This is a genomic window from Rhodococcus sp. Q, from assembly GCF_005503035.1.
Taxonomy (GTDB): Bacteria; Actinomycetota; Actinomycetes; order Mycobacteriales; family Mycobacteriaceae; genus Rhodococcus_G.
The window spans coordinates 31,974-44,557 of record NZ_SCOY01000021.1; the positions used below are offsets into that span (position 1 = coordinate 31,974).

Annotated in this window: 13 protein-coding genes and 3 tRNA genes; 10 read left to right on the forward strand and 6 right to left on the reverse strand. The window is 67.3% G+C overall.

Translation table 11 applies throughout. From position 1 onward, the window contains the following. The first annotated feature begins 28 nt into the window (after positions 1–28). The 3 genes from orn (at position 29) to FFS72_RS18390 (ending at position 2,287) form a co-directional block, all read left to right on the forward strand. Positions 29–628 carry an oligoribonuclease gene (gene orn, locus FFS72_RS18380; RefSeq protein ID WP_137875274.1) on the forward strand — a complete coding sequence of 200 codons (600 nt, stop codon included), beginning with the start codon at positions 29–31 and terminating at the stop codon, positions 626–628. Between the two features lie 89 nt (positions 629–717). Beyond that, positions 718–790: transfer RNA gene (locus tag FFS72_RS18385), tRNA-His, on the forward strand. Positions 791–1,108: 318 nt separating this feature from the next. Beyond that, on the forward strand, positions 1,109–2,287 hold the full coding sequence (locus tag FFS72_RS18390; RefSeq protein WP_137875275.1) for an acyl-CoA dehydrogenase family protein: 1,179 nt from the start codon (positions 1,109–1,111) through the stop codon (positions 2,285–2,287). A 69-nt stretch (positions 2,288–2,356) separates the two neighbouring features. Here FFS72_RS18390 and FFS72_RS18395 read toward each other — a convergent pair whose 3' ends face one another. After that, positions 2,357–3,532 carry a L,D-transpeptidase gene (locus FFS72_RS18395; protein WP_137875310.1) on the reverse strand — a complete coding sequence of 392 codons (1,176 nt, stop codon included), beginning with the start codon at positions 3,530–3,532 and terminating at the stop codon, positions 2,357–2,359. 321 nt (positions 3,533–3,853) lie between these two features. On the opposite strand from FFS72_RS18395, the gene FFS72_RS18400 reads away from it, so the two are divergent. Both FFS72_RS18400 and FFS72_RS18405 read left to right on the forward strand, forming a co-directional pair. Further along, positions 3,854–3,926: transfer RNA gene (locus tag FFS72_RS18400), tRNA-Lys, on the forward strand. Positions 3,927–3,993: 67 nt separating this feature from the next. Beyond that, positions 3,994–4,069: transfer RNA gene (locus tag FFS72_RS18405), tRNA-Lys, on the forward strand. A gap of 43 nt (positions 4,070–4,112) precedes the next feature. On the opposite strand, the gene FFS72_RS18410 is transcribed toward FFS72_RS18405, so the two are convergent. After that, entirely contained in the window at positions 4,113–4,334 is a 222-nt protein-coding gene (locus FFS72_RS18410; RefSeq protein ID WP_050062684.1) for a DUF3618 domain-containing protein, read from the reverse strand. Positions 4,335–4,408: 74 nt separating this feature from the next. On the opposite strand from FFS72_RS18410, the gene bcp reads away from it, so the two are divergent. Continuing rightward, the gene (bcp, locus tag FFS72_RS18415; RefSeq protein WP_137875276.1) at positions 4,409–4,882 is read left to right on the forward strand and encodes a thioredoxin-dependent thiol peroxidase; all 474 of its coding nucleotides are present in this window, start codon (positions 4,409–4,411) and stop codon (positions 4,880–4,882) included. A 56-nt stretch (positions 4,883–4,938) separates the two neighbouring features. Here the strand turns inward: bcp and FFS72_RS18420 are convergent, their stop codons facing one another. The 4 genes from FFS72_RS18420 to FFS72_RS18435 all read right to left on the reverse strand — a co-directional run bounded on the left by FFS72_RS18420 (position 4,939) and on the right by FFS72_RS18435 (position 9,230). After that, complete coding sequence (locus tag FFS72_RS18420; RefSeq protein ID WP_137875311.1) at positions 4,939–6,297, reverse strand: dipeptidase; 1,359 nt, start codon at positions 6,295–6,297, stop codon at positions 4,939–4,941. A 65-nt stretch (positions 6,298–6,362) separates the two neighbouring features. Continuing rightward, entirely contained in the window at positions 6,363–6,851 is a 489-nt protein-coding gene (locus tag FFS72_RS18425) for a hypothetical protein (RefSeq protein WP_137875277.1), read from the reverse strand. A gap of 1 nt (position 6,852) precedes the next feature. Then, entirely contained in the window at positions 6,853–8,325 is a 1,473-nt protein-coding gene (gene gadC, locus FFS72_RS18430; RefSeq protein ID WP_137875278.1) for a glutamate/gamma-aminobutyrate antiporter GadC, read from the reverse strand. A gap of 134 nt (positions 8,326–8,459) precedes the next feature. Beyond that, positions 8,460–9,230: a TetR/AcrR family transcriptional regulator gene (locus tag FFS72_RS18435; protein ID WP_137875279.1), complete on the reverse strand. Its 771-nt coding sequence runs from the start codon at positions 9,228–9,230 to the stop codon at positions 8,460–8,462. Positions 9,231–9,329: 99 nt separating this feature from the next. Here FFS72_RS18435 and FFS72_RS18440 point away from each other — a divergent pair, with 99 nt between their 5' ends. The 4 genes from FFS72_RS18440 to FFS72_RS18455 all read left to right on the forward strand — a co-directional run bounded on the left by FFS72_RS18440 (position 9,330) and on the right by FFS72_RS18455 (position 12,569). Beyond that, on the forward strand, positions 9,330–10,295 hold the full coding sequence (locus FFS72_RS18440; RefSeq protein WP_137875280.1) for an ATP-binding cassette domain-containing protein: 966 nt from the start codon (positions 9,330–9,332) through the stop codon (positions 10,293–10,295). After that, entirely contained in the window at positions 10,292–11,065 is a 774-nt protein-coding gene (locus tag FFS72_RS18445; RefSeq protein WP_137875281.1) for an ABC transporter permease, read from the forward strand. The genes FFS72_RS18440 and FFS72_RS18445 overlap by 4 nt, the downstream gene beginning before the upstream one ends. A gap of 77 nt (positions 11,066–11,142) precedes the next feature. Further along, positions 11,143–11,868, forward strand: a complete 726-nt coding sequence (locus tag FFS72_RS18450) for a TetR/AcrR family transcriptional regulator (protein ID WP_050062677.1) — start codon at positions 11,143–11,145, stop codon at positions 11,866–11,868. A 41-nt stretch (positions 11,869–11,909) separates the two neighbouring features. After that, positions 11,910–12,569 (forward strand): catalase family protein, encoded by a 660-nt coding sequence (locus FFS72_RS18455; protein WP_137875282.1) that lies wholly within the window; start codon positions 11,910–11,912, stop codon positions 12,567–12,569. Positions 12,570–12,584 lie beyond the last annotated feature (15 nt).

A 12,584-nucleotide genomic window follows, 5' to 3' on the forward strand; every position in this document is an offset into this window, starting at 1 on the left:
GAGTGAGCGCTGGCTACTGTGGAACCTCGTGCAGGACAAACTTGTGTGGATCGATTGCGAAATGACCGGGCTGCGGCTCGGCTCCGACAAGCTGATCGAGGTGGCCGCGCTGGTCACCGACAGCGAACTGAACATCCTCGGCGAGGGCGTGGACATCGTCATCCACGCCGACGACGCGGCTCTGGCCGACATGCCCGACGTCGTGCAGGAGATGCACGCGAAGTCGGGACTGACGGAGGAGGTGCGCGCCTCGACCGTCACGATGGAGGAAGCGCAGCGCCTGGTCCTCGACTACATCCGCGAGCACATCCCGACGCCGGGCACCGCTCCGCTGTGCGGCAACTCGATCGCCACCGACCGCGGCTTCCTCGCCCGCGACATGCCGGAGCTCGACGAGTACCTGCACTACCGGATGATCGACGTCTCCTCGATCAAGGAACTGTGCAGGCGCTGGTACCCGCGGATCTACTTCGGTCAGCCCGAGAAGGGTCTCGCGCACCGAGCGCTCGCCGACATCAAGGAGTCGATCCGAGAACTGCAGTACTACCGGCGTACCGCATTCGTCGCCGAGCCCGGACCCTCTACCAGCGATATTGCCGCGGTCGTCAAGGATCTGGTCGCCGAGTAGACACCGATTGGCGTTATCTCCTCCAGTCACGCTAGTATCGTCCACGCTGCTGACGCACGGCCCGAAGGGGCGGCGCGTGGGAAGCGATGGTGACCGTAGTTCAGTTGGTAGAGCACCAGGTTGTGATCCTGGCTGTCGCGGGTTCGAGTCCCGTCGGTCACCCGAAGAAAGGCCCCGACTCCGGTCGGGGCCTTTCTCGTTTTCCGGGTTGTGTGGTCGATCGACCACCAACTAGAACTCGTTCCCACACCATGCGCCCCCTCCCTCGGCGGCGGGTGTCCCGAATCACTCGACCGGACCGTATTCGCAACCATGCAGCTCAGAACCCCGCGTCGGGGACATCGACGCGTCGGGCGGCAACCGCGACACGACCAATCGGTCCGAATTGGCTCTCCTAGAAACTGGAACATGTTCTAGTCTGGGACCAGCGCGTCGAAACGTGTGACCGGAGTCGGATCACAACCAGAGATGAGGGAAGCCATGGGGCAGGTACTGGATCGGATCGAGCAGTACGCGGACGAGATCCGCGCCGACGGCGTCGAGGGCGACAAGCTGATGCGCCTGACCGACGCCAATGCCAAGCGGCTCAAGGAGGCCGGCGCGATCCGGATGCTCCAGCCGAAGGAGCACGGCGGACTCGAGGTTCACCCGCGTGAATTCGCCGAGACGGCGATGGCGATCGGCGCGATGGACGGCGCGACCGGCTGGGTCAGCGGCATTGTCGGTGTGCACCCGTGGGAGCTGGCGTTCTTCGACCCGAAGGCACAGGACGAGGTCTGGGGCCAGGACCAGGACACCTGGATGGCGTCGCCGTACGCACCGATGGGTGTCGCGGTCCCCACCGACGGCGGCTACATCCTCAACGGCCGCTGGTCGTTCTCCTCCGGTACCGACCACTGCCAGTGGGTGATGATCGGTGCGCTGGTCGGCGATCAGAGCGGCAAGCCGCAGATGCCGCCGAAGATCCTGCACGTGCTGCTCCCGCGCAGCGACTACGAGATCGACCAGGACAGCTGGGACGTCGTCGGCCTGCGTGGTACCGGCAGCAAGGACCTCATCGTCAAGAACGCGTTCCTGCCGGAGCACCGGACGATCGACTCGGCCACCGTGTACGACGGGACCGCCCCGAAGATCGCCGGCCGCTCCGAGACGCTCTACAACTTCCCGTTCTCGTGCATCTTCCCGCTCGGCATCACCTCGTCGCTGATCGGTATCGCCGAAGGCGCCCTCGCGTGCCACATCGCGGCGCAGAAGAACCGCGTCGCGGTGACCGGTGTGCCGATCAAGGAAGACCCGTACGTGCTGTTCGCGATCGGTGACGCCGCCGCGGAGATCGCAGCCTCGCGTGCGGCAATGCTCGAGACCGTCGACCGCTTCTGGGACATCACCGACGCCGGCAAGGAGGTCACCTTCGAGCAGCGTGCCATCGGTCGTCGCACGCAGACCGCGGCGGCGTGGCGGGCGGTGCGGGCCGTCGACGAGATCTTCGCCCGTTCCGGCGGTGGTGCGCTGCAGATGAAGACGCCGCTGCAGCGGTTCTGGCGTGACGCGCACGCCGGCCTCTCGCACGCGATCCATGTGCCCGGCTCGATCTTCCACGCTTCCGCTCTCACGCAGCTCGGTGGCGAGCCTCAGGGCATCCACCGCTCCATGATCTGACCCTGGCAAGCACGAAAGGGGCCTCGCAGCCGGACATCCCGCTGCGAGGCCCCTTTGTCGTACCGCCGATCAGACGGCCGCGTTGCCTGCCTTCCACGTCTCCCACGGAATGTTCCAGTCGCCGAGCCCGTCGACACCGGACAGCGTCCCGCCGACCGTGTTCTTCACGACGACGATGTCGCCGCGCTTGGTGTTGTCGTACACCCACTTCGCGTTGGCGGGGCTCAGGTTGAGGCAGCCGTGGCTGGTGTTCGAGTACCCCTGTTGCCCCACCGACCACGGCGCCGAGTGGAAGAAGATGCCGCTGTAGGACATTCGGGTCGCCCAGTCGACCTCGGTTCGATAGCCCTGTGGCGAGTTGACGGGCACCCCGTACGTCGAGGAGTCCATCACCAGGTGATCGAAGCGGTCGCCGATGATGTAGACGCCGTTGTCGGTCGGAGTGCTGTCCTTACCCATGGACGTCGGCATGGTCATGACGACCTGACCGTTGCGCTCGAAGGTGACCTGCTTGGTGCTGTCGTCGGCCGTCGCCACGAGAGCGTCGCCGATCCGGAACTCGGACCGCTCGTTCACCTGACCGAACAGCCCGTTGCCGAGGTCGCGGCCGAAGACGTTGACAGCGACGGTGACCGTGGTCCCGGGCGCCCAGTAGTGCTCGGGCCGCCACCGGACCTCACGGTTGTTGACCCAGTAGAAGGCTCCGTCGACGGGCGGGTTGGTGGTGATGGTGATGGCATCCTGCGCGGCGGCACGGTCCGGGATGTTCTCGTCGAACTGCACGGCGACGGGCTGCCCGATCCCGACGATGTCGCCCTCGGACGGAAGGATGTACGGCTGGGTCAGGTTGCCGGGCGAACTGGTCGCGAAATTCGACACGAGAGTGCCCGAGCCGCCCAGACCGAACGCCTCGGCCTGCAGGCGATAGTTGCCGTCGTAGGCGAGCGGGGCAGTGTTCACCCAGGAGCGCCCGTCGGGGCTGATCGCGCCGGGCACCGCGACGCCCGATACGTCGACGAGAGTGACGTTCGCGAGTTTGCCGTCCTGGACCCGCACCTCCACCGGGTCGCTCGGCGAGTGCCCGATGGCACCGTCGGGCACGGCGGACGTCAACTTCGGCTTGATCAGTTCGGCAACAGGGTTGACGTCGATGGCAGGCGCGGCCGACGCCTCACCGCTCGACGGGACCGTACAGCCGGACGCCCCCAGCGCCACAACGGACGCGACAGCGACCGCGACAAACATCCGAAACTTCGTCACCGCTACCCCACTTCAACCATCTACTCGACGGATCCCCGACCCGCATCCACTCGACGGACCCCGCCCGGGGACGCCGTTCCCGCACAGAACCCGCGGACAGCGATTTTGCCAGGTCTTTGCACAGGCACGCCCACGAGACCTGCCCCGGACCCATAACGTTCACATTGCAATCGACTTCGGCGCCGCAACCGTTACAGAAACGTCAGCCGTAAACCCGATCTGACCAGCCGATTTCACATAGACAGGGCAGGGCTGTTAGTGTTCTCCTCGCACCGAGCGAGCACACCAGCCCGCCGGACGCACCAGGCGCCATTAGCTCAATTGGCAGAGCAGCTGACTCTTAATCAGCGGGTTCGGGGTTCAAGTCCCTGATGGCGCACAATCACGACAGGCCCTGATCACAGATCGGGGCCTCTAGTGTGTTGGGAGCCGCAAACTCCTGGCGCGCGCCATTAGCTCAATTGGCAGAGCAGCTGACTCTTAATCAGCGGGTTCGGGGTTCAAGTCCCTGATGGCGCACCACACAGTAGGCCCCGATCCTTCCGGATCGGGGCCTACTGTCGTCTCAGCGGAAGATCTTGCGCAGCACCAGAACGGCCACGAGCGCACCAGCGCCGATCAGCGCGAACGTCACGGGCGGCTCGCTCACCTTCGAGATCAGCGCGGCCTTGGTGGTCTCGAGCACTCGCTTCGGGTTGGTGCGAACGCTCAACTCGTCAAGGGTGGCGGCGAGCTGATTGCGCGCCTGCTCGATGTCGCGCTCAATGCTCTCGGTGTCCCTGGGCACGTGGACTTCCTCTCATGGTCGGTCTTTCCTGCCATGACCGTACCCGGCGACGGCCGACAAGTAGCCTGACCATCGTGACCGACAACATCAGGCTCGCTCCCGGAGACACCGCGCCCGACTTCACGCTGCCCGACGCCGACGGCAACGACGTCGCGCTCGCCGACTACCGAGGCCGCAAAGTCGTCGTCTACTTCTACCCCGCGGCCAGCACGCCGGGCTGCACCAAGCAGGCCTGTGACTTCCGCGACAATCTCGCCGAGCTGAACGAGGCCGGGATCGATGTGATCGGCATCTCGCCCGACAAGCCGGCCAAGCTCGCCAAGTTCCGCGACAACGAGGAGCTCACGTTCCCGCTGCTGTCGGACCCCGAGCGGGCCACGCTCACCGCGTGGGGCGCCTTCGGTGAGAAGACCATGTACGGCAAGAAGGTGCAGGGCGTCATCCGCTCCACGTTCCTCATCGACGAGAACGGCAAGATCGAGGTGGCGCAGTACAACGTGCGCGCCACCGGTCACGTCGCGAAGCTGCGCCGCGACCTGTCCGTCTGACCGCTGGGTGAGGGGAACCCGGGCCCGGTCTGACCGGGTCCGGGTTCCCCTCACGCTCAGCGGGCCGCGAAGCGTCGGAGGAAGAGCGCCTCGGCGACGGCGAGGTTCTCGATCTCGGACGGATCGACGCTCTCGTTCGGGGCGTGGATGAGGCAGCGCGGCTCCTCGACGCCGAGCATCACGATCTCGGCACCCGGGACCTTGTCGGCGAGGACGTTGCACAGCGGGATCGAACCGCCCTGACCGACGGTGCCGAGCGGTTTGCCGAACGCGTCCTGCATCGCCTCGCCGAGCGCCGCGAACCCGGGACCGTCGGTCCGGGCCCGGAACGGCGCTCCGACGGGCTCCGGTTCGATCGTGACGCGCGCGCCCCACGGGGCCCGTGACGTCAGGTGCGCGGTCAGCGCGGCTTGAGCGACCGACGGATCCATTCCCGGCGGCACGCGCAGGTTCAGGCGGGCGGATGCGCGCGGCTGAACGGCCGCAGCCGATCCGACGACAGGCGGGCAGTCGATGCCGAGGATCGTCAGGGCGGGCCGCGCCCACACCCGGTCCGCGACCGAGCCGGTTCCTGCGAGATCCACCCCGTCGAGGACGCCCGCGTCGATCCGGAACTGGGCCTCTTCGTAGCCGACCCCACCCCACGTCTGCCCGGAGTCCAAGCCGTCGACGACCGTGTCGCCGTTCTCGTCCCGCAACGTCGACAGGATCTGTACCAGGGCGGCGAGGGCGTCGGGCGCGGGACCGCCGAACATGCCCGAGTGCACCTCCCCCTCGAGGGTTTCCACGGTGACGACGACATTCGCGATGCCGCGCAGCGTGACGGTCGCGGTCGGCTCGCCGACCGCCGCGTTGCCGGTGTCCACGACGAGGATCATGTCGGCCTCGAACAGTTCGGGCCGCTCCTCGACCAGCGCCTCGAGGCCGCCGGTACCCATCTCCTCGGACCCCTCCGAGACGATGCGGATGCCAACCGGGAACGGCGTGTCCGATGACGCAGAGCCCCGTAGCGCTCGCAGCGCCAGCAGGTGCATCACGATGTTGCCCTTGCAGTCCGCGGCACCGCGGCCGTACCACCGGCCGTCACGTTCCGTGAGCTCGAACGGGTCCGTGTGCCACTTGGATTCGTCGCCGGGAGGCTGGACGTCGTAGTGGCAGTACAGCAGCACTGTTGGTGCGCCGGGCGGTCCCGGCTGGTGCCCGACGACGGCGTTGGAGCCGTCGGCGGTCTCGATCAGGTCCACCGATCCGATGCCCGCCGCGACGAATGCGTCCTTCACCCAGTTCGCCGCCGCCACACACTGCTCCGGCGGGAACTGCCGTGGGTCCGCCACCGACGTGAACCGCACCAAGGTGGCGAGTTCGTCCCGTGCGGTGGGCATCAGCGCCCGCACGGCTGCCCGGATGTCCGACACTGCCTGGTCCGTCACTTCTGTTCCTCTCCCGAGAATTCCGGTCGCTCCACGTACTGGCGCACGATCTACCCGTCACCGAGCTTGAGGTCCGCCACCGCCGCGTCGAACTCGGCAAGATTCTCGGGGCAGTACACCTCCAGCATCAGGCGCGAACCGACAAGCCGATTCCGGGCCGCGATGACCGGCCGCATACCCGGCCCGGTGGCCCCGCTGACGATCTGTTGATCGAGCGCAGCCTCGTTCAGAGCCGCGACAGGGTCCGCGCAGGCGGCCCCGCCGTCGGTGCCGAGCACCCTGGCCGCGGAGTCGATGTCGATCGGTTCGATACCGGCCGCCGTGAATTTCAGCGCCAGTTCGGTGGCGAGTGCGTTCGCCTCGTCGCTCTGCTTGTCGTGATTGAAGGCGACCAACCCCCATACCGAGAGACCGACGAACGCCGCGAACAGGACGAGGTAGAGGACCAGGTGAGTGCTCTCGGGTCGCTTGTGCAGGTCATCGCCGGGAGCGAGACTGACACTGTCGTCCGGGACGGATCCCGTTGTGGGTGAGTTCATGTCACGCCCCTTCCTCGACGACCGCCTGCAGCGGATCGACGGTCAACTCCTGCTTCCAGGACGGCTTGCGCAGCGCCAGGATCACCAGCGGAACACCGAGCCCGACGATGCCGAACCCACCGCCGACGATGAGGACGTAGATGAACACGCTGCCGCCGCCGAACTGCGACGGCGGGACGAAGCCGATCAGGAACGCCGCCGCGCTGGACAGCAGGCCGACCCAGCAGAGCACGAACAGCGCGGGGGCCCGGTAGCCGCGGGGATGGTCCGGCTTGCTGCGGCGCAGGCGCATCGCCGCGACGAACATGAGCGCGTACACGACCAGATACACCTGGGTGGTGATCACCGACAGGATCCAGTAGGCGCTCGACACCTCGGGGATGAACGCGTAGAGCAACGCGATGAGGGTGGTCACCGCACCCTGGGCGACGAGGATGTTCTGCTGGATGCCGTGCTTGTTCAGCCGCTGCAGCACCGGCGGAAGGAAACCGTCCTGCCTGCCGATCATCAGCAGGCCCTTCGACGGACCCGCGAGCCACGTCAGCATGCCGCCGAGTGAAGCAGCGATCAGCATCAACGCGAGAATCGGTGTCGCCCAGCCGAATCCGAAGTAGGCGAAGAAGGTGTCGAAGGCCTGCATGACGCCTGCGGTCAGGGACAGGTTCTCCGCGGGCACCACCCAGCTGATCGCGATGGCCGGGAGGATGAAGATCGCGAGTACGAGACCCATCGCGACGAACATCGCGCGCGGGAACTCACTGGCCGGTTTGCGCAGGCTGGACACGTGGACCGCGTTCATCTCCATGCCCGAGTAGGACAGGAAGTTGTTGACGATCAGCACCAGCGACGCGATACCGGTCCATGCGGGCAGCAGCGCGGAGAACTCCATCGGAGCGGCCGACGCGTTGCCCTGGCCGAGGAACACGATTCCCATGACGATCAGCAGGGCACCGGGGATCAGTGTGCCGAGAATCAGTCCGGCACTGGACAGTCCGGCGACCGCTTTCATGCCACGGGACGAGACGAACACCCCGGTCCAGAACAGCGTGACGATGATGATCGCGGTATACAGCCCGTTCGAGGCCAGGGCCGGGTTGATCACGTACGCGAACGTGCTCGCCACGTAGGCGAGCAGCGTCGGATAGTAGAAGATCGTCATCGCGAACTGACACCAGACCGCGAGGAACCCGGCCTTGTCCGAGATCCCTTCCCCGACCCAGCGGTAGACGCCGCCGGACCAGCCCGACGCCAGCTCCGCCGACACCAGCGACGTCGGCAGCAGGAACACGATCGCGGGCACCACGTACAGGAACACACACGCCAGCCCGTACACCGCCATCGACGGCGCCGACCGCAGACTGGCGACGGAACTCGTCGTCATCATCGCCAGCGCGATCCACGTTATGTACTGCTGCCGCGACCCGGTCGGGAGTACACGACCAGGCTTGGGGGTTCCGGCTGTATCGAGACTCATCGGCTCACCATTCCGTCGGGCGGGCCGCGACATGCCCTGGCATGCAACGGCGCAGGCTTCCTCCCCGCACTATCCGCGCCCGGGCCGGGCAGCGCAGCACCCGTGACCAGAGTTCACCCGAATCGGATGAGCAGTCAGGACAGCCCGTCGACGAGTTTCGTCACGCCGTCGAGGAACAGGTCGAGGGCGAACAGGAAGTCGGCATCGCTCCACTCGACCCCTGGTTCCGTGGTGAACGCGCCATCTGCCAGCGTCGCCGCAAGGTGCGGGAAGGCGCCCCCCGCCACGAGTTTCCCGATCACGGCGCCGTAGTCGTACTCGGCCGCACTGCGCGCCACGGCGGTGTCGGAGTCCGCGGCGCCGAGGTAGTCCGCCGCGAACCGCGCCCTGCCGATCACGTAGAGCGAGGTGTTGAGCACCACCTGGAAGCGGAGTGCCGGTGGCAGCGGCGTGTCGGCGAGTGTGCCGAGGCCTGCGTCGAGCCACGCGATGTTGTTCGGGCCGGTAGGCGGCGACGCGCCCACTGCGAGTTGCAGCCACCACCGATGGCGCATCAGTTGGTCGTATTCGGCGCGGGCCCAGTGTCGGAGCCCGTCGCGCCACGACAGTCCGTCGGGGAAGACCGGAGGAGGGCCGATGACCCGGTCGCTGATCAGGTCGATCAGTTCGTCCTTGCTCGCCACGTAGCGGTAGAGCGACATCGTCGTGAAGCCGAGCCGTTTGGCGACTCGGGCCATCGAGAGCGCACCGACACCGTCCTCCTCGGCGAGTTCGACCGCGGCGTCGACGATCCGCTCGAGGCTCAGTCCGCGCTTCGGGCCGCGGGCACCCGCCTTCTCCAGTCCCCATGCGAGTTTCACCGCGCGCGGCAGATCCGGGTCCGATACGACCTCGCTGTCGTCCACGTGACCTCACTCCTGCCGCTCGACGGTTGCGCTCATCCTAAAACTGCGTATGGTCTAAACAAAAGTTTATGGCATACACAATTACTCTCGGGAGCAACCATGACCCCACAATCCGCCGCGATCGAGGTGACGGACCTCCACAAGTCCTTCGGGGACCACCGCGTCCTCGCCGGCCTCGACCTGCACGTCCCCGCGGGCACCGTTTTCGCCCTGCTCGGCGCCAACGGCGCGGGCAAGACGACGGCCGTCCGCATCCTGTCCACCCTGCTGCCCTTCGACTCCGGTTCCGTGACCGTCGCCGGACACCCGCTGCCCGGGTCGGCGCGAGCAGTCCGGCGTGCCATCAGCGTCACCGGCCAGTTCGCCGCCGTCGACAAGCTGCTCACCGGGCGAGAGAACCTCACCCTGATCGGCGACCTGAACCACCTCGGGCGACGAGCGTCGCGGCGGCGGGCGGCCGACCTGCTGGAACGCTTCGATCTCGTCGGCGCCGCCGACCATCGGGCCGGAACGTATTCCGGCGGCATGGCCAGACGGCTCGACATCGCGATGAGCCTGGTCGCCGATCCCGCAGTGCTGTTCCTCGACGAACCGACCACCGGCCTCGACCCGCGCAGTCGCCGGGAGATGTGGACGGTGGTCCGCGAACTGGTACGCGACGGCGTCACGGTCTTCCTCACCACGCAGTACCTCGACGAGGCGGACGAACTCGCCGACCGGATCGCCGTACTGGACCAGGGCCGGGTCGTGGCCGAAGGTACCGCCCGCGAACTGGAATCCCTCGTTCCCGGAGGGCACCTCGAACTGCACTTCGCCGCCGCCGACGACCTCCGACGCGCCGCGGACGCCCTGCCCGATTCGGCGGTCGACGCGGACGCGCTCGCGTTGACAGTGCCGACGGACGGCAGCATCGCGTCCCTTCGCGCCCTGCTCGGCCGGGTCGACGACGAGCTCACCGTCGACCGGGTGGCACTGCACACGCCGAACCTCGACGACGTCTTCTTCGCCCTCACCGGCTCACGGCGCACCGATGAGCCCACCACCACGAAAGCGGCTGCCCGATGAGCACCCCCACCCTTCCCGGCGCCGTCACCGACGGCGCGATCATGCTGCGCCGCAACCTGACCCACCTGCTCCGCAGTCCCGACTCGGTGATCATGGCGCTCGCACTACCGATCGTGCTCATGCTGCTCTTCGTCTACGTGTTCGGCGGCGCGATCGACACGGGCACCGAGTATCTCGACTACGTCGTCCCGGGGATCGTCCTGCTCTGCGCCGCATACGGCTCGTCCACGACCGCGATCAGCGTGTCCACCGACATGACCGAGGGCATCGTCGACCGCTTCCGCACCCTTCCCGTCGCCCAGTCCGCCTTCCTCACCGGCCACGTCCTGGCCAGCGTCGCGCGCAACCTGCTCACCACGGCGCTCGTCGTCGGTGTCGCCGTCGTGATGGGCTTTCGCCCCACCACCGACCCGCTGCGGTGGCTCGGCGTCCTCGGGGTGCTCTCGCTGTTCCTGTTCGCGGTCTCCGCCCTGTCGGCAGCGCTCGGACTCGTGGCCAGGACGCCCGAGGCCGCCGGCGGGTTCACGTTCGTCATCATGTTCGTGCCCTACGTCTCCAGTGCGTTCGTTCCCGCCGAGTCGATGCCGACCTGGCTGCAGGGCTTCGCCGAGAACCAACCCGTCACGCCGATCATCGAGACGGTTCGCGGACTACTGACCGGCACGGGGATCGGTTCCGACGCCGGCCTCGCCGTCGCGTGGTGCGTCGCGATCGCCGTGGCGGGAACCGCCTGGTCGGCCGTGTTGTATCGGCGGCGAGTGCAGCGCTAGCGGAGTTGGCGGTACCGGGAGAAACACCAGACCTCGGGGTTCATCGAATCCTGACAGCAGCCGGTTAACCTGGGTAGGTGGAGTCCATCACCAGCAGCCGAGCCTCGCGTCGAGCGGACCCGGCCCTGGCAGCGGCCGACAATGCGAGCGACGACCCGACCACCGATGTCCCGCAGGAACTGCTGCCCCGCAAACGCCCGACGCAGGAACGCAGCCGACGCAAGTTCGACGGCTTGCTGGCTGCGTCGCGCGACCTGCTGACGGAGGTCGGGTTCGAGTCGTTCACCTGCGAGGAGGTCGCCTCCCGCGCCGACGTCCCGATCGGCACCCTCTACCAGTTCTTCGCCAACAAGTACGTCATCGTCTGCGAGCTCAACCGGCAGGACTTCGCGTCCGTACGGGACGAGCTGGAACAGTTCGACGGTGTCATCCCGTCACTCGACTGGCTCCGATTCCTCGACAGCTTCGTCGACCATCTCGCGAAGCTGTGGACGTCCGACCCGTCGCGTCGCGAGGTGTGGCTGGCGATGCAGTCGACGCCGTCGACCCGCGCCACCGGCAAGATCAGTGAGAAGCAGCTCGCCGAGAAGATCGCAACGATGCTCGCCCCGCTGACGCCGCGTACCCCCCGGGACCGCCGGATCATGATGGCCGAGGTGCTCGTCCACGTCGTCTACTCCATGCTCAACTTCTCCGTGCAGGACGGCCAACAACACTCGGAGGCGGTCGCCGAGCTGAAGCGCCTGATGGCCGCGTACCTCCTCGTCGCGGAGAAGGAGTCCCGAACCAGTCAGGAACACTGACGTCGGGTTGGGACCCCGCGGATTCGGGTACCGCGACTGTCATGAACTACATCGACACCGCACTCCGAGTGCCCTTCGCCCTCGCGTCGACGCTGCGCCGTGCTCGGGTATTCCACGCCCACGGCGTGATGGCTCGCGGGCATGCGGAACTCGGTTCCCACTGGTGGCCCGTCCAAGGACGGGTACCGGTCACCGTCCGGCTCTCGCGGGGCATCGGGCTCCCGGGCGCGATACCGGACGTTCTCGGACTCTCCGTCCGACTCCACCTGGCAGCGGGACCGTGGGACCTGCTGCTCGCGTCAACGGATCCGGTCACCCGGTTCCTGCCCTGTCCGGCCCTCGGCTGGTCCACCGCGCAGTACAGCAGCCTCAACGCGTTTCGCACCCCCGACAACGACTCCCCGACCTGGGTCCTCGCCACCCCGGAAGCGGGTCAGCCGCGCACGGCATCGCTGAGTGCGCTGTCCACCGCCGACCCGCTGCACTTCACCCTGTCGCTGGCGCACTCCCGGACCGACACCACACCGGCGGGGCGACTGTCGCTCGAGACTCCGCTGTCCGTGGACGACGAGGACCACCCGGACTTCGACCCCGTGCTCCATCGCCCGGAGGGACTGGAAATGTGGCCACAGTGGGTCGCCGACGCCCGCCGCGCGGCCTACTCGGGCAGCCGCGCCGGTCGGCACTCCGTCGAGGCCTGACCGCGCTGCGGGCCC

Coding starts and splice junctions, on each gene's coding strand:
- FFS72_RS18455 (WP_137875282.1), top strand. CDS start 11,910: ATGAACTACATCGACACCGCACTCCGAGTGCCCTTCGCCCTCGCGTCG.
- FFS72_RS18440 (WP_137875280.1), top strand. CDS start 9,330: ATGACCCCACAATCCGCCGCGATCGAGGTGACGGACCTCCACAAGTCC.
- FFS72_RS18390 (WP_137875275.1), top strand. CDS start 1,109: ATGGGGCAGGTACTGGATCGGATCGAGCAGTACGCGGACGAGATCCGC.
- gadC (WP_137875278.1), bottom strand. CDS start 8,325: ATGAGTCTCGATACAGCCGGAACCCCCAAGCCTGGTCGTGTACTCCCG.
- FFS72_RS18445 (WP_137875281.1), top strand. CDS start 10,292: ATGAGCACCCCCACCCTTCCCGGCGCCGTCACCGACGGCGCGATCATG.
- FFS72_RS18425 (WP_137875277.1), bottom strand. CDS start 6,851: ATGAACTCACCCACAACGGGATCCGTCCCGGACGACAGTGTCAGTCTC.
- FFS72_RS18395 (WP_137875310.1), bottom strand. CDS start 3,532: ATGTTTGTCGCGGTCGCTGTCGCGTCCGTTGTGGCGCTGGGGGCGTCC.